We start from the raw sequence: 19,745 nt of genomic DNA on the forward strand, positions 1-19,745 counted from the left end.
TTCGGCCCCCGGCGCTTTCAGAGGCGGCGCTGCCAGGTCTGGCCGGTCAGGTCGTGGCCGAAGCTGTGGTGGGGGTCCTCGGCGGTCAGCTCGAAGCCGTGCCGCTGGTAGAGGCGGCGGGCGGAGCCGAGGACGTCGTTGGTCCACAGGGTGATCGCCTCGTACCCGGCCTCGCGGGCGAAGTCGAGGCACTCCCCGATCAGCCGGGCGCCGACGCCGAGTCCGCGGGCCGCCGGGTCGACGAGGAGCAGGCGCAGCTTGGCGGTGCGGTCGTCGGCGCGGACGCAGAAGACACAGCCCGCCCGCCGGCCGTCCACCTCCGCGATCCAGGCGGCCTGGGGTCCCGGTTCCTTGCCGTCGGCGTAGTCCGCGACGATCCGGCACACCAGTGCCTCGAAGTCGGTGTCCCAGCCGAACTCCCGGTCGTAGAACTCCCCGTGGGCCTGCACCACCCAGCCCAGGTCGCCGGGCCGGTCCAGGGGCCGTACGACCGCCGTACGCTCCGTCATCGCGTCCTCCCGGTACCCTTCCGCGCCACTGAAACGACTGTTTCAGTAGACTAACTCCGGTGAGCCCCGCCGAGCCAGACCCCTCGCCCCGCCGCCGGGAACTGCTGGAGGCCGCCTACGCCTACGCGCTGCGCGGCGGCCTCGCCGAACTGTCCCTGCGCCCGCTCGCCGAGGCGATCGGGTCCAGTCCGCGTGTGCTGCTCTACCTCTTCGGCAGCAAGGACGGGCTGATCCGCGCCCTGCTCGCCCGGGCGCGGGCCGATGAACTCGCCGCGCTGCGGCGGATCATGGACGCGCGCGAGGAGCCCCGGGGGCTGCGCCCGGTCGCGCTGGAGCTGTGGCGATGGCTGTCCGACGACGCCCACCGGGGTCTGCTGACCCTCTGGGTGGAGAGCTACGCCCGCTCCCTCACCGACCCGGACGGGCCGTGGGGCGGCTTCGCGCGGGCCACGGTCGAGGACTGGCTGACGCTGCTCGCGGGTGCGCAGCCGGCCGCGCTGCGGGACTCCGAGGGCGCCCGCGCGGAACGCACCCTGGTGCTCGCGGTGCTGCGGGGCGGCCTCCTTGACCTGCTGGCGACGGGTGACACCGAGCGGGTCACGGCGGCGGTCCGCCATCAACTGGAGTCACTCCAGGGCTGGTTCACCCCAGCGCCCGGTCCAGATTGAAAGCCGCGCTGATCAGGGAGAGATGGGTGAACGCCTGCGGGAAATTGCCCTGTTGCTCACCTGTGCGGCCGATCTCCTCGGCGTAGAGGCCGAGATGGTTGGCGTAGGTGAGCATCTTCTCGAAGGCGAGGCGGGCTTCGTCCAGGCGGCCGGCGCGGACGAGGGCCTCGACGTACCAGAACGAGCAGATGGAGAAGGTGCCTTCGTCGCCGCGCAGGCCGTCGGGGCTGGCGCCGGGGTCGTAGCGGTAGACGAGGGAGTCGGAGACCAGTTCCTCGGTGAGGACGTCCAGGGTGGAGAGCCACTTGGGGTCGGTGGGGGCGATGAACTTGGCGAGCGGCATCATCAGCACGGAGGCGTCCAGGACGTCGCTCGCCTCGTGCTGGACGAAGGCGTGGCGCTGCTCCGACCAGCCCCGGTCCATGATGCGGCGGTAGACGGCGTCGCGGGCCTGGCGCCAGCGGCGGTGGTCGGCGGGCAGCCCGCGGCGGTTGGCGAGCCGGATGGCGCGTTCGATGGCCACCCAGCACATCAGCCGGGAGTACAGGAAGTTCTTGCGCCCGCCCCGGGTCTCCCACACGCCCTCGTCGGGCTGGTCCCAGTGGTCGCAGACCCAGTCGACCAGGTGGCACACGTCGTCCCACTGGGCGCTGGAGATGGGCTGGGCCCACTTGTCGTAGAGGTAGATGGAGTCGATCAGGGCGCCGTAGATGTCGAGCTGGAGCTGTCCGGCGGCGGCGTTGCCGACGCGGACCGGCGCGGAGCCCCGGTAGCCCTCCAGGTGGGGCAGTTCGCGCTCGGGCAGGTGGGTGCGGCCGTCGATGCCGTACATGATCTGGAGCGGGCCGCGCGCCGCGCCGTCGCCGGGGCTGATGTGGGTGGTCAGGAAGCGCATGAACGCCTCGGCCTCGCCGGTGAAGCCGAGGCGGAGCAGGGCGTAGACGGCGAAGGCGGCGTCGCGGACCCAGACGTAGCGGTAGTCCCAGTTGCGCTCGCCGCCGAGCTGTTCGGGCAGGCTGGTGGTGGGGGCGGCGACGATGGCGCCGGTGGGGGCGTAGGTGAGCAGCTTGAGGGTGAGGGCGGAGCGGTGGACCATCTCGCGCCAGCGGCCCCGGTAGCGGGACTGGGCGAGCCAGCGGCGCCAGTAGGCGACGGTCGCGTTGAACTCGGCCTCGGCCTCGGCGTGGGCGCAGCCGCGCGGGGCGATCTCGTCGCCCGCCTGGTCGAGGGCGAACACGGCGGTCTCGCCCTCGCCGAGCTTGAACTCGCCCCGGGCGTCGCGGGCGTCGCACTCCAGGGCGACGGTGGTGGTGAGCGCGAGGGACAGCTCGGGCGACTCGAAGAGCAGCCGGCCCTCGTCGTCGCGGACGGTGTGCGGGTCGGCGCCGTAGCCGAAGCGCGGGGCGACCAGGACGCGGAAGGGGACGGTGCCGCGGACGCAGACCACGCGCCGGATCAGCCGGTGGCGGGTCTGCTCGGTCTGGTCGTCGCCGGTGACCGGCATGAAGTCCTGGACCTCGCCGACGCCCTCCTCGGTGAAGAAGCGGGTGATGAGCACGTTGGTGTCGGGGAAGTAGAACTGCTTCGTGCGGGCGGGTACGGCGGCGGCCAGCGCGAAGCGGCCGCCGCGCTCGGGGTCGAGCAGGGCGGCGAAGACGCTGGGGGCGTCGAAGGAGGGGCAGCAGTACCAGTCGATGGTGCCGTCGCTGCCGACCAGGGCGACGCTGCGCAGGTCCCCGACGAGGCCGTGCTCGGCGATGGGCAGGTGGCGCAGGCCGCCCCTGGGGATGTCGTACTGGAAGGAGGTCCCGTCCATCGCCGCTGCCTCCCGGTGGGGATACGGGGGTGCCTCCAGCTTAGGCGCGCGGGTGCGGGTGCGGGTGTGGGCCGGGGTGCCGACGGGATGTGTGCCGACGGGATGTGTGGGGGCCGCCGGGGCCGGGCAGGCGGTCCGGCACCGGCCGCCGGGCACCTTCCGGGATGCGGGGTGTGGCCCGGCGGGCAATGGTGAGAGGGTGCCCCGTCTGCGGGCACCGGCACGGATGCGCCCATCCGGACCGACGAGGAGGCATCATGTCGAGCTCAACATCCGAAGAGTCCCGGTCGTCCGACGATTACTGCACCCCGGACGCCCTGCTCCACACCGCTCCCTCCCGGGACGTCTCGCCGGAGGACCTGGTGATGGCGGCGGGCAGGGACGTCACGCCGAAGAACCTGGAGTGGGCCCGCCGCAAGCTGGAGAGCGAGGGCTCGGCGGCGGTCGAGAAGCTGCTGCCCTAGACGGGACGCGGGGCGCGGACCCCTTCGGCCCGCGCCCCGCAAGGCAACGCTCGGCCATGACCCCGCCGAGCCCCGCAGGGGTCCCTCAGAGGTTGCGCGGCTCCCGGTGCGGCGGCTGTTCCGGGGCCTGGCGCAGCGGCACCGGCGGCAGCGGGCGTACGGCGGGTTCGCCGGCGTGCAGGGTGAAGGGTTCGCCGTGGTGGCTGAGGAGCAGGGGCGGGCCGTCGAGCAGGGAGTACGTCGCCTTGTCCGCGCTGATCTCCACCCGCAGCCTGCGCCCCCGGTACTGGAGGTGGAAGGCGAGCCGGCGCAAGTGCTCGGGCAGGCGCGGCGCGAACCGCAGCCCGGAGCGGCCGACGGGGCGCCGCATCCCGCCGAAGCCCGCGACCAGTGCCATCCAGGTCCCGGCCAGCGAGGCGATGTGCAGTCCGTCGCGGGTGTTGTGCTCCAGGTCGTGCAGGTCCATCAGGGCCGCCTCGGTGGTGTAGGCGTAGGCGAGCCTGAGGTGCCCGGTCTGGGCGGCGATGACGGCCTGGCAGCAGGCGGACAGGGAGGAGTCGCGGACGGTGAGCGGCTCGTAGTAGGCGAAGTCCCGGGCGATCTGCTCGTCGTCGAAGCAGGTGTCGCAGGTGTACAGCGCGAGGATCAGGTCGGCTTGTTTCACGACCTGTTTGCGGTAGAGGTCGAAGTACGGGAAGTGCAGCATCAGCGGGTACTGGTCGGGGCTGGTGCCCGCGAAGTCCCAGCGCTGGTAGCGGGTGAAGCCCGCGCTCTGTTCGTGGACGCCGAGTTCGTCGTTGTAGGGGATGTTCATCGCCTCGGCCGCGTCGCGCCAGGCCGCGCTCTCCTCCTCGTCGGCGCCGAGCGCCTGCGCCTCCTTGGGGTGGCGTTCGACCACGTCGGCCGCCGCGAGCAGGTTCTGACGGGCCATCAGATTGGTGTACGCGTTGTCGTCGGCGATGGCGCTGTACTCGTCGGGCCCGGTGACGCCGTCGATGTGGAAGGCGCCGTGGTGGTCGTGATGGCCCAGCGAGCGCCACAACCGGGCGGTCTCCACGAGGAGTTCGACGCCGACCTCGCGCTCGAAGCGGACGTCGCCGGTGGCCTCCACGTAGCGGACGACCGCGTCCGCGATGGCCGCGTTCACATGGAAGGCGGCGGTGCCGGCGGGCCAGTACGCGGAGCCCTCCGAGCCCTCGATGGTGCGCCAGGGGAACGCGGCCCCGCCGAGCCCCAGTTGGGCGGCGCGTTCGCGGGCGGCGTCCAGGGTGTTGTGCCGCCAGCGCAGCGCCTCGGCGACGGCGCGCGGTGAGGTGTGGGTGAGGACGGGGAGCACGAACATCTCGGTGTCCCAGAAGGCGTGCCCGTCGTAGCCGGAGCCGGTGAGGCCCTTGGCGGGGATCGCGCGCTGCTCGGCGCGGGCGCCCGCCTGGAAGACGTGGAAGAGGCCGAAGCGTACGGCCTGCTGGATCTCCTCGTCGCCGTGCACCTCGACGTCGGCGCGGGCCCAGAAGTCGTCCATGCACTCCCGCTGGTCGGCGAGGAGGCCCTGCCAGCCGTCGTGGGAGGCGGCGGCGAGGGCGGCGTCCACCTGGTCGGCCATCGCGGGCAGCGAGCGGGTGCCGGACCAGCCGTGGGCGACGAGTTTCTCCACCCGCAGGGTCTGGCCCGGCTCCAGGACGGAGGTGACGGTGAGCCGGGCGACGTCGGTGCCGCTCTCGCTGCGGCTGGTGGTGCGGCCGGGCCCGGAGACGACGTGGTCGGCGGCGACCGCGACCCGCAGTCCGCTGCGCTTGGTGCGGTGGACCAGGCGCAGCCGCTCGGCCGAGGCGAAGCCGTCCTCCTGCTCCAGCGGGGAGTGCGGGGTCATCGCGGCGCGCGGGTCGCCGTTGGGCCCCGGCAGGCTCTCGTTGGCGACCAGCTCCGACTGGATGACGACGCGGCTGCGGCGGCCGACGGCCTCCACCTCGTAGGCGATGGCGGCGACCGCGCGCTGGGTGAGGGAGACCAGGCGGGTGGAGCGGACCCGGACCGTGGATCCGGCGGGCGAGGTCCACTCGCAGGTGCGCTCCAGGACCCCGCGCCGCATGTCGAGGACGCGTTCGTGGGAGACGAGCCGGCCGTAGCGCAGGTCGAAGGGCTCGTCGTCGACGAGCAGCCGGAGGATCTTGCCGTTGGTGATGTCGATGACGCTCTGACCGGACTCCGGGTAGCCGTACCCGGCCTCGGCGTACGGCAGCGGGTGCAGCTCGTGCACGCCGTTGAGGTAGCTGCCGGGCAGGCCGTGCGGCTCGCCCTCGTCGAGGTTGCCGCGCCAGCCGACATGGCCGTTGGACAGCGCGAAGACCGACTCGCTCTGGGCGAGGATGTCGAGGTCGAGTGCCGTCTCGCGGACGGTCCACGGTTCGACGGTGTAGGCGCGCTCCGTGATCACTGCTTTCCTCCCAGCTCGGCGAGGTCTTTCACGACGATATGCGCGCCGTGCGCGTAGAGCGCGTCGGCCTGTCCGGTCCGGTCGAGTCCGACGACGTAGCCGAAGCCGCCCGCGCGGCCCGCGTCCATGCCGGCGAGCGCGTCCTCGAAGACGGCGGCGCGCCCCGGCTCGACGCCGAGGTCGTGGGCGGCGGCCAGGAAGGTGTCGGGGTGCGGCTTGCCCGGCAGCTTGCGCTCGGCCGCCACCACCCCGTCGATCCGTACGTCGAAGAGGTCCTCGGCGCCGACCGCGCGCAGCACGTCGCGGCAGTTCGCGCTGGACGACACGATGGCGGTCGGCAGCCCGTGCGCCCGGACCGCCTCGATGTAGCGCAGCGTGCCCTCGTAGGCCTCCACCCCGCCGCTGTGGATCTTCGCGAGCAGCAGTTCGTTCTTGCGGTTGCCGAGCCCGTTGACGGTCTCGGCGTCGGGCGGGTCGTCGGGGGTGCCCTCCGGCAGGTGGATGTCCCGCGACTCCAGGAAGGCCCGCACCCCGTCCGCGCGGGGGCGCCCGTCCACGTACTCGTCGTAGTCGGCGACCGCGTCGAACGGCCGCCCCCGCTCCCCCTCGTATCCGCGCAGGTACGCGTCGAAGGTCTCCTTCCACGCGGCCGCGTGGACCACGGCCGTCTTCGTCACGACTCCATCGAGGTCGAACAGGCAGGCCAGAATGGTGTCGGGCAGTCCGAGCTGAGTCATAACAGCCAGCCTTCCCCGGAAGCGGGGGCGGATTCCCGGCCGGTTCCCGGTGTACGGCCGGGTGGGTCGGGGGCGTACGGCTGTGTGGGTGTGGTGCGGGGGAGGTGTCCGGGCGGGCGCGGCGACGCGGTCCTGCCGGGCGGGAGGGGCGGTCCCACCGCCGTGGTGGGGGGTCCCCCGGGCCTCGCACCTCCCCGGACAGCCGGCACGCGGCCCCGCCACCCCACGCCCCGCGTGCACACCCTCCAGCCGCACCCGTATCCCGATCCTCTCCCGCGTCACCCGTTCCGCCGGCGGAGCGCCGGTGGCACACTCTGCCCATGCCGTCGATCTTCGAAGACCTTCTTGTCCGTGCGCGTGGGCTCGTCCGGGAGGGGGAGCGCGCGATTCTGGGGATCGCGGGCGGGCCCGGGGCGGGCAAGACGACGCTCGCGGAGTCGCTGACGCGGGCGCTGAACGCGGACGGGCCGCCGTGGGTGGCGCATGTGCCGATGGACGGGTTCCATCTGGCCGACGCCGAGCTGGAGCGGCTGGGCAGACGGGACCGCAAGGGCGCGCCGGACACCTTCGACGCGGGCGGCTACGCGGCGCTGCTGCGCCGGCTGCGGGAGGAGACGGACGACGTGGTGTACGCGCCCGGCTTCGAGCGCGTGCTGGAGCAGCCGCTCGCCGGTGTCATCCCCGTGCCGCCCACCGCGCGGCTCGTGGTGACGGAGGGCAACTACCTTCTGCTGCGCGAGGGTTCGTGGGCGCGGGTGCGGCCGTTGCTGGACGAGGTCTGGTACTGCGAGGTGGACGAGGCGGAGCGGGTACGGCGTCTGGTGGCCCGGCACGAGGAGTTCGGCAAGCCGCACGGGGACGCGCTGGCCTGGGTGCTCGGCCCGGACCAGCGCAACGCCGACCTGATCGCGACGACCCGCGACGCCGCCGACCTGATCGTGCCGTGCGCCGCGCTGCCCTCGCCGCAGGGGGCGCCGCCCGTCCCCTCCCCGGCGTCGGGGTGAACCCCGGCCGCCCCGGGGCCGTACCCCTGGGCACGGCGGAGAGTCCGCCGGTACGACTCACGGGGCGGTGGCGCCGCCGGGCGCGGGGGACGCGGGCCGTCGCCCCGGCGGCCGAGGGCGCCGGCGCGGGGCGGGCGATGGCGAGCGAACAGCGGACGGCCCCTCGGGACGAGCCGGTCCCCGGCACCCGGAGGACCGTCCTCCCCCCGGCGTGGCCGCGTCTGCCCCCGGGCGGCCGCCGCCCGCTCCTCGTCCTGCTCGTCGCCCTGCTCCTCGGTCAGCTGGCCGTCGCCATGGTGACCACCGCCGTCCAGCAGACGCCCACCATCGACGAGCCGGTCTACGTCGCCACCGCCACCGACTACCTCCACGAGCACCGGCTGCGCTACAACCCCGAACACCCGCCGCTCGCCAAGCTGTTGATCGCGGCCGGGGTGGCGGTGGCCGACCCGAACTACGACCCCGCCTACCCCGGCACCCAGGGCGCCGTGGGCCGGCATCTGCTGTACGGCTCGGGCAACGACCCCGGCCGGCTGATGCTCTGGGCGCGGCTCCCGGTGATCGTGCTGACGCTGCTGACCGGGCTCGTGGTGTTCGCGTTCGCCCGTGACCTGGCGGGCACGGCGGGCGGCCTGGTGGCGCTGGCGCTGTACGCCTTCTCGCCCGACGTGATCGCGCACGGCTCGCTGGCCACCCTGGACATGCCCGTGACCGGCTTCCTGGTGACGGCCGCCTGGCTGGCCTGGCGGGCGCGGCGGCGGCCCCGGCGGTACGTACCGCTCGCCGGCCTGGCCCTCGGCGCCGCGATCGCCACGAAGATGAGCGCCCTGCCCGCGGTCCCGGTGCTGATGCTGCTCGCCGGCCTGTCGGTGTGGCACGCGCTGCCCGGCGCGGACCGGCGGCGCCGGGCGCTGCTGAGCGCGGGAGGCGCTGCGGTGGTGGCCGTGCTGGCGGTCGCCGTGGTGTGGGCGGTGTACGCGGCGGTCGATCCCCGCTTTCGCTTCTCCCCCGCCGAGCCGGTGCCCGCCCTGGCCGGACTGCACGGCCGGCTGACCGCGCTGCTGCCGCTGCCGCCCGCCTACCGGGCCGGGATGCGGACGCAGTTCGCCTTCGAGCACCATGCCTGGCAGGGGTTCCTGTTCGGGCGGGTGTACACCGGCCGGCTCTGGTACTACCTCCCCGTCGCGCTGCTGGTGAAGACCCCGCTCCCGCTGCTCGCGCTGGGCGCCGCCGGTGCCGTCGCGGCCCTGGCGCTGCGCCCGCCGCGTCCCGCCGTGCCGTATCTGCTGCTGCCCCCGGCGCTGCTGCTGGCCGTGGCGATGACGGGGGCGCGGGAGTTCGGCACCCGGTACGCGCTGTTCGTGCCGGTGTTCCTGGCGGTGGCGGCGGGCTGTGTGACGGCGGTCCGGTGCCGGTGGGCGGTGCCGGTGGCCGGCCTCCTCGTGGCCTGGGCCGCGGTGACCTCGCTGCGCGTGTTCCCGTACTACCTGCCGTACGCGAACGAGGCGTTCGGCGGCCCGGCGGCCACACACCGGCTGCTGCACGACTCCAACGTGGACTGGGGCCAGGACCTCGGCAGGCTCGGGGACCGGCTGCGGGAGCGGTATCCGGGCGAGCGGGTGTGGCTGGTCTACAAGGGCAGCGGGGTGCCCTCCGCCTACGGCATCCGTGCCTCCGATCCGCGCAAGGTGCCCGTGTCCCGGGTGCACGGGCTGCTCGTGGTGTCGGACTCGGCGGCCGCGAAGGCGCGCGGCAGACTGGCCCGGCTGATCCGGACCAGCCGTCCCGTGGACGAGGTGGGGTATTCGATCACGCTGTACCGGCGCTGAGCCCCGGGCCACGGCCCGGCGCCCGGCCCCGGCGCCCGCGTCCTCGGCAACCCGGCGGGCCGCCAAGGGCGGTGAGCTATGTTGAGTGATCGTGGGAGAAAAAGTCGACGGGCCGGTGCCCTCTCCGCAAGCGGCACGCGCCCAGGCGTCAGCGATCACCTCGCGCGGCTCCGTCGCCCGGGCCGAGGCCTCCCCGACCTCCCGGCTGCGCGCGCTGTTCGACGGGCCCCGGCTGTCCCCGGGGCAGCGGCGGATCGCCCAGTATCTGATCGAGCACATCACCGAGGCGGCGTTCCTGTCGATCACCGAGCTGGCCGACCGGGCGGGGGTCAGCCAGCCGTCGGTGACCCGGTTCGCGGCGGCGGTCGGCTTCAGCGGCTACCCGGCGCTGCGTGAACGCCTCCAGTCGATCGCCCTGAGCGCGCTGCCGGGCCCGCACGAGGCGGACCGGGCGAACGAGCTCCAGGCCGCGGTGGACGCCGAGATCCAGAACCTGGAGAACCTGCGGCGCGACCTCGCCGACCCCGGCAAGGTGGTCCGGGTGGGGCGCGCGCTGTCCCGCTCCACCCCGCTGACCGTCCTCGGGCTGCGCATCTCCGCCTCGCTGGCGGAGTACTTCGGGTACGCGGCCCGCCGCATCCACCCCGATGTGCGGCTGGTGACACAGGGCGGGAGCGTGGCGTACGACGCGCTGCTGCAGGCGCGGGAGGCGGGCGGCGGCTGGGTGCTGGCGTTCGGGATGCCCCGGCACGCGCGGGAGACGCTGACCGCGCTGCGGGTGGCGCGCGAGGCCGGTCTGAAGGTCGCGCTGATCACCGATCTGGCGCTCGGCCCGCTGCCCGACGAGGCCGACGTCACCTTCGCCACGGGCACCGGCTCCCGGCTGGTCTTCGACTCGTACGCGGCGCCCGGCCTGATGGCCGCCGCGCTGCTCCAGGCCATGACGGACGCGGACCCCGAGCGCACCCAGGCCCGGCTGGAGAAGTACGAGCGCGGGGCGGAGGAGCGGCGGTTCTTCCTGCCGGAGTGAACCGGCACGCATGAATGTTTTCATGCGTCTTGAAAACCCGACGGCATATATAAATACTGCTCCCGGCGCCCCCCACGCGGCACACCCGGAAGCGACGACGATCATGCCCATGACCACCACGCGCATCAGCCCCGACTGGCCATGCCAGGTCAAGACCCCGGGCAGCTACGACTGGGAGCGCTCGGCGGCCCGCTGGCTGCGCGAGCTGATCCCGGCCCGCTACGCCGGCTACCCGGCGCTGATCAAACACCCCGTCCTGCTCGCCCGGCACGCCCGGCTCCAGGTCCAGCAGGAGATCCGGGTCGCGCGCACCGCGCTGCAGACCGCCCGGACCGAGCTGCCCGTCCTCGGCCTGCCCGAGGCGGTCATCGAGCACTCGATCAAGCTCTACGCGGCCGAACTCCTCCAGCTCCAGCACATCGCGCGCAGTGTGCGCGTGGTCTCCGAGGCGCTCGGCGGACGGGGCACCGCCCGCTGAGCGGTGCGCGTACCGCGTGAGCAGCACACGTACCGGCCGGACACGTGATCGAGCGGCTTCACCTGTGCCATGCTCGTCGCGTGACGAGCGATCCAGCGCTTCCCATGGACCCGGGTACCGGCGCCGACCCCACGGCGCTGGCCCAGGCCGTGGCCCGGCAGCGCGCGGAACTGGAGCGGCTGCGCGACGAGGCCGCGACCACGGCGGTGGTGGAGCGCGCCAAGGGCGCCCTGATGGCGGCGGAGAGCCGCACCGCCGACGCGGCCCATCACGAACTGCTGCGGCGGGCCCGGGCGGGCGACCGCACCCTTCTGGAGGAGTGCTGGCTGACGCTCGGCGCCCTGGAGTCGCCCGTGCGGGAGGCGGACGGGCGGCCGGAGCGGGACGCGCGGCTCTCGGGCGCGGCCTCCGGCACCGGTGACATCGCGGACGTGCTCGGCGCGGTGGGCCGGGACCTGGTGCGGGTCGGCTCCCCGCAGGAGCTGGCCGCGTGTCTGCTGCGGCAGCTGGCACCGGAGGCCGGCGCCGACGCCGTGATGCTGTACGAGCGGCTGCCCGAGGGCGGCCTCCAGCTGCTGGGGCACGCCGGGATCGCGCCCACCTTCGCCGCGCAGTGGCACCGGATACCGCCCCTGACCAATGTGGCCCCGCTGGAGGCGCTGGCGGCGGGCGAGGCCTGCTGGCTGGAGGACCTGGCCAAGGACCGGGAGCACTATCTGCTCGTCGACGACCCGCCGGACCGCTGGCGGTCCCGGGCCTGGCTGCCGGTGCCCGGCGGGGCCGCCTCGGGGGTCGCGCTCGGTGTGCTGCGCGGTGAGGACCGGCCGTTCACCTCGCGCGAGCGGCGGCTGCTGCGCGCCGTGGCCCGGCTGTGCGCGGGCCGGCTGCGCGCCTTCGACGCGCGCCCCGACAACCACGACGACGGCTCCCAGCCGGTGCAGAGCGTGCTCGACGCGCTGCCCGGTGCCGCGATCCTGCTGTGCCCGCTGCGCTCCGCCTCCGGCGAGGTGGAGGACTACCGCATCGAGGCCGCGGCGCCCGAGGCGGTGGACGTGTTCGGCCGCACCGGCCAGGACATGGTCGGCAGCCGCATCCTGGAGAGCTATCCGTCCGTCGCGGGCGAGGCGCTGTGGGACGGCTACCTCCAGGCGCTCACCACCAAAATCCCCTTCGAGAGCGAGCCGTTCGCCTATCACGACACCGTGGACGGCGTGCCCGTGACCGCGACCTACTCGGTGCGGGCCGCCCCGCTGGACGGCGGTCTGCTGGTGACCTGGCTGCGCCACGACCCGGCGGAGCTCCAGGAACAGCGGCTGGCCGACGTGCAGCGGCTCGGCAATCTGGGCTGGGCCAACTGGAATCTGGTCACCGGCGAGACGTCCTGGTCCGCGCAGGCGTACGCGGTGCTGGGCCAGGACCCGGCCGCCGGACCGGTGCCGCTGGGACGGCTGCCCCAGCTGGTCGCGGCGGACGACGCGGACACCCTCACCCTGGCCATCACCGAACTCACCCTCCGGGCAACCCCGTTCGACCTGCCGTTCCGCATCCACACCGAACGCGGCGTACGGCATCTGCGGATCGTCGCGGAGGCGGTGACCGAGCCGGACGGCACCCCGGTGGAGGTGCACGGGTTCGTGCAGGACCTCACCGCGCAGCGCAGCGCCGAACTGGCCCTGATCGAGAGCGAACGCGCGATGCTGCTCCAGCGCGGCGTCCTCCAGGCCGAACGGGCCCTGGCCGGGCGGCTCCAGCACGCCCTGCTGCCGCTGCCCCGCAGACCGGTACGGCTCGCCGGGCTGCGCGTCGAAGTCGCCTATCTGCCCGCGCAGTCGGGCATCCAGGTCGGCGGCGACTGGTTCAGCGCGATCGAACTCCCCGACGACCAGGCGCTGTTCGTGGTCGGCGACGTGGCCGGCCACGGCATCGACGCGGTGGCCACGATGGCGCAGCTGAGGTTCACCGCCAAGGGCATGGTCAGCACGGGCTCCTCGCTGACGGGGGCGCTGGCCCGGCTCAACCAGCTGCTGCTGCATTCCCGGGACGCGCTGACCACGGCCACCATGGTCCTCGCGCGCTACGACCCCCGTACCCGCGTGCTCACCTGGGCGCAGGCCGGGCATCCCCCGCCGCTGCTGGTGCGCGGCACCGAGGTGCGTTACGTGCCGCGTCCCCGGGGCATCCTGCTCGGCGCGAGCGCGGCACCGGTCTTCGAGCCGGCGGAGCTGCGCCTGGAACCGGGCGACCGGCTGCTGCTGTACACCGACGGTCTGGTGGAGCGGCCCGGCGAGAGCCTGGACACGGCCCTGTCCCGCCTGGCCGGCACGGTTCGCGCGCAGGGCCGGGAGGGCGCCGGTTCGCTGGACGCGCTGCTCGCCTCGCTGCTGGCGGACGAGCGGCGCGACGACGTGTGCGTGGTGGACGTCCGGGTGCCCTCGGCCGACGAGTAGGCCGACGAGTAGCCGGACCGCTCACGTCCGCGACTCCAGCGCGCGGCGGGTGTCGTCGCCGTAGACACCGCGCTCGTCCCCGCTGACGCCGTACCAGACCTGGAAGCGGGCGACGGCGGCGGCGAGTACGGCGTCGTAGCCGCCGGTCGCCGAGCCATCCCGGAACACGTCCGGGATGCGCAGCAGGCGTTCACGCAGCTCGGTGACGCCGGGTCCGGAGTCGCCCTCGCGCAGGGTGCCGGGGCCGTCCGGATCGGCGGTGGCGGAGGCGGCGGGAGCGTCGGGTGAGGGCGCGGCCGGGGTGGCGGGTCCGGTGGTGGCCGGGGTGATGGTCACGGGGCGCGAGGCGGCGGAGTGGGCCGGGCCGGCGGCGGTGGCGTTCTGCCGGGCGGGGAGCAGCAGGGCGCAGCCGAAGCCGACGAGCGCGGCGGCGCCGAGGGCGAGGACCGCGACGGACCGGCGGTGCCCGGCCCGCGGCGAAGGCGCTCCGGAAGGTTCGGGGTGTTCGGGGACCGGGGGCAGTTCCTGGGTCTCGTCCTCGGCCCCGGCGGGCGGCGGCGGGGGCGGGGGCGTGCCGGGGCGCCCGGGAGGGGGCGTACCGGCGGACTCGCGCCGGCCCTGGCCGTCCTCCGGCAGCAGCTCGCGCATCAGCTCCGCGAGCGCGTCCTGGCGGCGGGCCCGTACGACGCGGACGGGCTCCACGATCCGCCCGGGGCGCGGCGGCTGGGGATCGGGGGGTGTCGGCACGCTGCTCTCCTTTCCGTCCCTCGGGTCCGGGAGTGCGCGGTCCCGACCGGGGATACGGCGCGCGGGGGGCGGGCGTTCAGGACCGCGCCCCGGCGGCGGAGATCAGGCGGAGATGAGACAGGGCTCAGGCAGTGCTCAGGCGGAGAGCGGCGCCGCCTGGGCGAAGCGGTTCAGGGAGGTGGTCAGCGTGGCCACGAAGGCGTCGCGGTCCTCCTCGGGCAGCGCGTCCAGGGAGAGGTAGGGGTTGAGGTCCTCCAGTTCGACCAGGAGGAGATCACCGGCGACGGTGCGGCAGGCGTCGACGCGCTGGATGCCGTGGCCGAGCGCGTTCCAGTCGATGAAGCGGCGCGCGAACTCCAGGTCGGCGGCGGTGGCCGGGTACGGCTTCATCTCCCAGCGGCGCCGGGGGTCGGGGGCGTAGAGGGCGTACGCGAAGTCGTCGTCCACGAAGTAGAAGGAGATCTCGTGGGTGAAGTCGACGTGCGGCTGCACCAGGACGCTGCCGTCGGCGACGGGCGCCTCGGCGACCCGGCTCGCGGGCACCAGGCGCAGGCCGAGGGAGTCGGCGCCGAAACGCGGCTTGACCACGTAACGGTCGGCCCGCGGCAGCCGGTCCAGGTCCTCGGCGCGGTCGACGGTGGGGATGACCGGGTGGCCCGCCGCCGTCAGCTCGATCAGATACCCCTTGCCCGCCATGTCCGCCTTGCCGGTGAGCGGGTTGTACACCCGGGCCCCGGTCTCCAGCGCGTGCGCCCGGAACTTCTCGTACTCGGCCAGATAGCCCAGCACCGGCCCGGAGTTGCGGACCACCACCGCGTCGTAACCGTCCATCAGCGCGGCCGCGTCCAGCGGATGGCACAGCGCCAGGTCGAAGTGGGCGCGCAGCCGGGAGGTGAGGAAGACGTCCTCGTCGCCGTAGCGGCGCCCGCGGGCCGGGAACGCCAGGTCGGTGACGTAGAGCAGGCGGGGGCGGCGCATGGGGGTTCTCCTCGGGCGGACCGGTGGCGACAGGGTGGAGAAAGGTTACGCCGAGGGCACGGGGTGAAGATCGGCGGGCCCTGCGGTGATCGCGTGGAGATACGGGCCCCGGCCCGGCCGCACAGCACTCGGTTCCCTCCGGGGCGGCTTGCGCTGCACCGAGTGCCACACGGGCCGTCGGGGTGCTACGTTCCCGCTCATGAGCACCAGCAGCGCGGCCCCGGCCGCGAAGCCGCCGATGCGTGACGCCCTGGTCGAGGCCGCCTTCCGGCTCTTCGTGGAGCGCGGGTACGACCGCACCACCGTGGACGACATCGTGGCGCTGGCCGGCGTCGGACGGCGCTCGTTCTTCCGCTACTTCCCCTCCAAGGAGGACGTGGTCTTCCCCGACCACGAGCGCTGCCTCGCCGACATGACCGCGTTCCTCGCGGCGGGCGACGGCACCGGGGAACCGGTGGAGCGGGTGTGCGACGCGGCCCGCCTGGTGCTGCGGATGTACGCGGAGAACCCGGCCTTCTCGGTGCGCCGCTACCGGCTGACCAAGCAGGTGCCGGGGCTGCGCGCGTACGAGCTGTCGGTGGTGCGGCGCTACGAGCGGGCGCTCGCCGGCTATCTGCGGGAGCGGTACGCGGGGCGTCCCGACGGCACGCTGCGCGCGGACGTGATCGCGGCGGCGGTGGTCGCGGCGCACAACAACGCCCTGCGGTCCTGGCTGCGTTCGGACGGCGCAGGGGACGCGGACGCGGCCGTGGACCGGGCGCTGGGGTGTGTGCGGGCGGCGTTCGCGGAGCCGGGCGGCGGCGCGGCGGACCGGCCCCGCGTGACGCCCGTGACGCCTGTCCGGAGTGAGGGTGAGGACGTGATCGTGGTCGTCGCCCGGCGCGATGCCCCGCTGTGGCGCGTGGTGCGGGAGGTCGAAGCGGTGCTCGGGCGGCCCTGAGGGGGCAACCGGACGGCGTTGCCCGCACATTGAGGGTACGGAGTGCCTTTACGGCTGACACTGCGTGCCATACGCTGGCGGTGTGCACGGTGGCACGACGACCGGGCACACGTGTGCGCGGTTCACGCCGCGCGTTCGGGATGTCCGGCCCAGCGCAGGGAGTTGACCAGCGTGTACCAGCACTCAGCAAGCGCCACGCACCCGGCGGGCGGCCGGGCGGCGGATGTGCTCGAACCCCGCTCCGCCGAGGACAGGGACGCCCTCACCTTCCAGCGCTGCGCCTGGTGCGGCACGGCGATGTACCACCGGCTGCTCTGCCCGGTGTGCCAGGGCAGCGACCTGCGCACGGAACGCAGCCAGGGCGTCGGCACGGTCCGCCACTCCACCGTGGTGCACCGCAACACCCCGATGGCGCGCAATGTGTCCCTGGTCGAGATGGCCGAGGGCTTCGTGGTGCGGGGCCGGGTCATGGGGCCGGCCGTCGGCATCCACAGCGGGGACCGGGTGCGGCTGTCCACCGCCAAGGACCCGGTACGGGGCGAGCCGGTGTTCCAGCTGCTCGACGAGGCGTACCGGGCCTGGAGCTGAACCGCCCGCTGTTCGCGGCCCGGATCGGCCCCTGAACGCTCAGTCCTTGAGGGTGATCCGGATGCCGACCGTGCCCTCCGCGCCCCGGCGGATCCGGCTGCCCAGCAGCGTGAGCCGGCCGACGATGCCGTACTTGCGGGCGATGAGGGAGCGGTAGCGGGCGGTGGTGTCCGCGTCGGTGATCCGGGCGGTGGCCGGGACCTGCTCGCCGGTCGCGTTGCCGCGCATGTCGCAGGGGCCGACCAGCACATCGGCGCGGCGGCGGACGCGCTTGACCTTCCAGCTGTCGGCGGTCGTCCAGACGCCCAGGGCGTCGTCGTCGCGCACCACCCAGACCGGGGTGGGCACGGGGGTGCCGTCCTTGCGGTAACTGGTGACCAGCAGGTACGTGCCCGTGCCGAGCCGGGCCAGGAGCGTGTCGTCCATGTCCGCAGTCTAGGAGGCCGCTCGCCGCCCGGCAGCACGACGGGGCCCGGGAGCGGGGGCCGCCACCGCACGTACCCTGCGGCGGAATACCCGGGACCCGCGACGGGGATCAACTCCTGCGTCTAGATTGCGTCTTGAGCCGTGCACCGCTCAAGGCACCACTCCCTTCAGGCCCTCAGGAGCTGACCCACGTGACCGACAACCCGGCCGCCGCCAACGATGTCGCCGAGTCGCTGCGCGCCCGTATCAACACCGGCCAGCCGCACACCGCCCGGATCTGGAACTACTGGCTCGGCGGCAAGGACAACTACGAGGTGGACCGCGCGGCCGGCGACCAGATCCGCCAACTGCACCCGGGCATCGGGGAGTACGCCCGCGCCGACCGCCTCTTCCTCGGCCGCGCCGTGCGCCATCTCGTACAGGAGGCGGGCATACGGCAGTTCCTGGACATCGGCACCGGGCTGCCCACCGCCGACAACACCCACGAGGTCGCCCAGCGGCTCGCGCCGGACGCCCGGATCGTCTACGTCGACAACGACCCGCTGGTGCTCGCGCACGCCCGCGCCCTGCTCACCAGCACGCCCGAGGGCCGTACCGACTATCTGGACGAGGATCTGCGCAACATCGACGCGATCTTCGAACACGCCGCGAAGACACTGGACTTCGACGAGCCCGTGGCGCTGATCCTGCTCGGCGTGGTCATCTTCATCGGCGACGACGAGGACCCGTACGGCCTGGTGCGGCGGCTGACCGAGCGGCTGCCCGCCGGGAGCCATCTCGTGCTCTCGCACACCATCACCAGCCCCTCGATGCCCGACGTGGACGAGGCGGTCGCGTTCTGGAACGAGCACGGGACCCCGAAGCTGACCCAGCGCACCCCCGAGAACGTGACCCGTTTCTTCGACGGTCTCGAACTGCTGGAGCCGGGCGTCGTCTCCTGCTCGCGCTGGCGCCCGGAGCCGGGCGAGGGGGACGAACCGGAGGAGGTCGCGATGTTCGGCGGGGTGGCCCGCAAGGGCTGAGCCCGCCCACGCGAACTCCCCCTCCCCGTACGGGAAAACGGAATCCACGGAACCCGCCGGAAGATCGCCGCAGTCGCTGAACGCGTCCGCCCCGCCCCACGTACTCAGGGGCGGGCGCTCATCGACCGGAGGGCCCCGCGATGCCCGGACGGGGTGTCGCGCGCTCGGGGTTTCGGGAGTCTGGCATGAGGCACGCACGACGGCGGGTCGTCCGGCGAGTGACACGGCTGGCGGCCGTCGGCGGACTCCTTCTGGGGGGCGCGATGGTGACGCAGGCGGCCATGGCGAGCGAGCCCCCGCAGTCCCCCGCGGCCCCGCTGAGCACGGCGTCCACCGCCGCCGAGACGGGCAGCACGCTGACGGCGAAGCTGGGCACGGCGCGCTCCGCGGGCAGCTGGATCGGCGCCGACGGCCGGCCGGTCGTCGCGGTGACGGACGCCGGGGCCGCACGGCAGGTGCGGCAGGCGGGCGCCGAGCCGAAGATGGTGGGCCACAGCATGAACGAGCTCAAGTCGGCTGCCGCGACGCTGCGTTCGGCACCGCGCGTGGCGGGCACCGCCTGGTCGGTGGACTACCGCACCAACCGGGTCGTGGTACGGGCGGACAGCACGGTGTCGTCCGGTGACTGGACGAGGATGACCAAAGTCGCCTCGCGCATCGGGAACTTCGTCACCATGGAGCGCTCGAAGGGCACGTTCACCACGCGGCTGAACGGCGCGCAGCCCATCCTCTCGACGGGCGGCCGCTGTTCGGCGGGCTTCAACGTGACCAACGGACAACGGGACTTCATCCTCACAGCGGGCCACTGCGGCCCGGCGGGCTCCATCTGGTTCGCCGACAACCAGGGCAACCAGCAGCTCGGCACGACGGTGAACACCAACTTCCCCGGCGCCGACTTCTCGCTCGTGCAGTACGACTCCGGCAAGGCCGGGGCGGGGGCCGACGTGGTCGCGGTCGGCGGCGGCAAAGGCGTGCGGATCACCGGGGCGGCCGACGCCACGGTGGGGCAGCGGGTGTTCCGCAGCGGCAGCACCAGCGGACTGCACGACGGCCAGGTGACCGCGCTCAACGCGACCGTCAACTACCCCGAGGGCACCGTCACCGGGCTGATCGAGACGAACGTGTGCGCCGAACCCGGCGACAGCGGCGGCCCGTTGTTCTCCGAGGGGGTGGCGCTTGGCGTCACCTCGGGCGGCAGCGGCGACTGCACGTCGGGCGGTACGACGTTCTTCCAGCCACTGATCAAGGCGATGTCGGCGCTGAACGTCCGCCTCATCACCTCCGGGGGCAAGGCCGGGGCCGCGCAGAACCCGTCGCCGGCGCCGTCCACCGCCACCCCGCAGAGCACCGTGGCCCCGAGCGCCGCCTCCCCCGGCTCCACGGCCCCGGTGAGCGGCATCGCCCAGGGCCGCACCCTCCTCGCGCGCCTCACCGACACCCGCAACGTGGGTCCCGGCCTGCTCATCATGGCGGGCAGCCTGATCGCCCTCATCGCGGCCCGCTACATCCGCTCGGAGCAGGAGCGGCGGGCCTACCAGCGGTACTACTCGGCGACCTGGGGCTGACCCGGGCGCGGCCGTCCGGGTGCGGGGTGGCGGGTGCCGAGAAGCTGATCGGCGAAATCGGTC

General features: G+C 73.9%; 18 protein-coding genes. 11 read left to right on the forward strand and 7 right to left on the reverse strand.

The features are described 5' to 3' along the window. Positions 1–17: 17 nt before the first annotated feature. Positions 18–509, reverse strand: coding sequence for a GNAT family N-acetyltransferase (locus AB0898_RS10545; RefSeq protein WP_366802488.1), 492 nt, complete (start codon positions 507–509; stop codon positions 18–20). Positions 510–568: 59 nt separating this feature from the next. Here AB0898_RS10545 and AB0898_RS10550 point away from each other — a divergent pair, with 59 nt between their 5' ends. Beyond that, positions 569–1,177 (forward strand): TetR family transcriptional regulator, encoded by a 609-nt coding sequence (locus tag AB0898_RS10550; RefSeq protein WP_366802489.1) that lies wholly within the window; start codon positions 569–571, stop codon positions 1,175–1,177. Here the strand turns inward: AB0898_RS10550 and AB0898_RS10555 are convergent. Next, positions 1,152–2,993: a glycoside hydrolase family 15 protein gene (locus AB0898_RS10555; RefSeq protein ID WP_366802490.1), complete on the reverse strand. Its 1,842-nt coding sequence runs from the start codon at positions 2,991–2,993 to the stop codon at positions 1,152–1,154. The two genes, AB0898_RS10550 and AB0898_RS10555, sit on opposite strands and share 26 nt — an antisense overlap. Positions 2,994–3,250: 257 nt before the next feature. Between AB0898_RS10555 and AB0898_RS10560 the strand changes: the two genes are divergently transcribed. After that, positions 3,251–3,457: a hypothetical protein gene (locus tag AB0898_RS10560; protein WP_366802491.1), complete on the forward strand. Its 207-nt coding sequence runs from the start codon at positions 3,251–3,253 to the stop codon at positions 3,455–3,457. 85 nt (positions 3,458–3,542) lie between these two features. Here the strand turns inward: AB0898_RS10560 and AB0898_RS10565 are convergent, their stop codons facing one another. Next, positions 3,543–5,891, reverse strand: coding sequence for a glycosyl hydrolase family 65 protein (locus AB0898_RS10565; protein ID WP_366802492.1), 2,349 nt, complete (start codon positions 5,889–5,891; stop codon positions 3,543–3,545). Beyond that, the gene (locus tag AB0898_RS10570) at positions 5,888–6,628 is read right to left on the reverse strand and encodes a beta-phosphoglucomutase family hydrolase (RefSeq protein WP_366802493.1); all 741 of its coding nucleotides are present in this window, start codon (positions 6,626–6,628) and stop codon (positions 5,888–5,890) included. The genes AB0898_RS10565 and AB0898_RS10570 overlap by 4 nt, the downstream gene beginning before the upstream one ends. A gap of 320 nt (positions 6,629–6,948) precedes the next feature. On the opposite strand from AB0898_RS10570, the gene AB0898_RS10575 reads away from it, so the two are divergent. The 5 genes from AB0898_RS10575 to AB0898_RS10595 all read left to right on the forward strand — a co-directional run bounded on the left by AB0898_RS10575 (position 6,949) and on the right by AB0898_RS10595 (position 13,416). Further along, positions 6,949–7,632 carry a nucleoside/nucleotide kinase family protein gene (locus AB0898_RS10575; RefSeq protein ID WP_366802494.1) on the forward strand — a complete coding sequence of 228 codons (684 nt, stop codon included), beginning with the start codon at positions 6,949–6,951 and terminating at the stop codon, positions 7,630–7,632. A gap of 137 nt (positions 7,633–7,769) precedes the next feature. Further along, positions 7,770–9,461, forward strand: a complete 1,692-nt coding sequence (locus tag AB0898_RS10580) for an ArnT family glycosyltransferase (RefSeq protein WP_407078323.1) — start codon at positions 7,770–7,772, stop codon at positions 9,459–9,461. A 115-nt stretch (positions 9,462–9,576) separates the two neighbouring features. Then, on the forward strand, positions 9,577–10,491 hold the full coding sequence (locus AB0898_RS10585) for a MurR/RpiR family transcriptional regulator (protein ID WP_366802495.1): 915 nt from the start codon (positions 9,577–9,579) through the stop codon (positions 10,489–10,491). Positions 10,492–10,594: 103 nt separating this feature from the next. Further along, complete coding sequence (locus tag AB0898_RS10590; protein ID WP_366802496.1) at positions 10,595–10,969, forward strand: hypothetical protein; 375 nt, start codon at positions 10,595–10,597, stop codon at positions 10,967–10,969. A gap of 104 nt (positions 10,970–11,073) precedes the next feature. Continuing rightward, positions 11,074–13,416, forward strand: coding sequence for a SpoIIE family protein phosphatase (locus AB0898_RS10595; protein WP_366802708.1), 2,343 nt, complete (start codon positions 11,074–11,076; stop codon positions 13,414–13,416). Positions 13,417–13,437: 21 nt separating this feature from the next. Here AB0898_RS10595 and AB0898_RS10600 read toward each other — a convergent pair whose 3' ends face one another. Together AB0898_RS10600 and AB0898_RS10605 are read right to left on the reverse strand one after the other, a co-directional pair. After that, positions 13,438–14,163, reverse strand: coding sequence for a peptidoglycan-binding protein (locus tag AB0898_RS10600; protein ID WP_366802497.1), 726 nt, complete (start codon positions 14,161–14,163; stop codon positions 13,438–13,440). 135 nt (positions 14,164–14,298) lie between these two features. Next, the gene (locus AB0898_RS10605) at positions 14,299–15,141 is read right to left on the reverse strand and encodes a hypothetical protein (protein WP_366802498.1); all 843 of its coding nucleotides are present in this window, start codon (positions 15,139–15,141) and stop codon (positions 14,299–14,301) included. Positions 15,142–15,340: 199 nt separating this feature from the next. Between AB0898_RS10605 and AB0898_RS10610 the strand changes: the two genes are divergently transcribed. Together AB0898_RS10610 and AB0898_RS10615 are read left to right on the forward strand one after the other, a co-directional pair. Continuing rightward, complete coding sequence (locus AB0898_RS10610; protein ID WP_366802499.1) at positions 15,341–16,081, forward strand: TetR family transcriptional regulator; 741 nt, start codon at positions 15,341–15,343, stop codon at positions 16,079–16,081. Positions 16,082–16,252: 171 nt separating this feature from the next. Continuing rightward, on the forward strand, positions 16,253–16,669 hold the full coding sequence (locus AB0898_RS10615) for a zinc ribbon domain-containing protein (protein ID WP_366802500.1): 417 nt from the start codon (positions 16,253–16,255) through the stop codon (positions 16,667–16,669). A gap of 39 nt (positions 16,670–16,708) precedes the next feature. Here AB0898_RS10615 and AB0898_RS10620 read toward each other — a convergent pair whose 3' ends face one another. Beyond that, positions 16,709–17,095 (reverse strand): PPOX class F420-dependent oxidoreductase, encoded by a 387-nt coding sequence (locus AB0898_RS10620; protein WP_366802501.1) that lies wholly within the window; start codon positions 17,093–17,095, stop codon positions 16,709–16,711. Between the two features lie 191 nt (positions 17,096–17,286). Between AB0898_RS10620 and AB0898_RS10625 the strand changes: the two genes are divergently transcribed. Further along, positions 17,287–18,117, forward strand: coding sequence for an SAM-dependent methyltransferase (locus AB0898_RS10625; protein ID WP_366802502.1), 831 nt, complete (start codon positions 17,287–17,289; stop codon positions 18,115–18,117). 185 nt (positions 18,118–18,302) lie between these two features. Further along, positions 18,303–19,682, forward strand: coding sequence for a S1 family peptidase (locus AB0898_RS10630; protein WP_366802503.1), 1,380 nt, complete (start codon positions 18,303–18,305; stop codon positions 19,680–19,682). Positions 19,683–19,745: the final 63 nt, after the last annotated feature.

Origin of the sequence: Streptomyces sp. NPDC005435, assembly GCF_040703155.1 — a bacterium.
Taxonomy (GTDB): domain Bacteria; phylum Actinomycetota; class Actinomycetes; order Streptomycetales; family Streptomycetaceae; genus Streptomyces.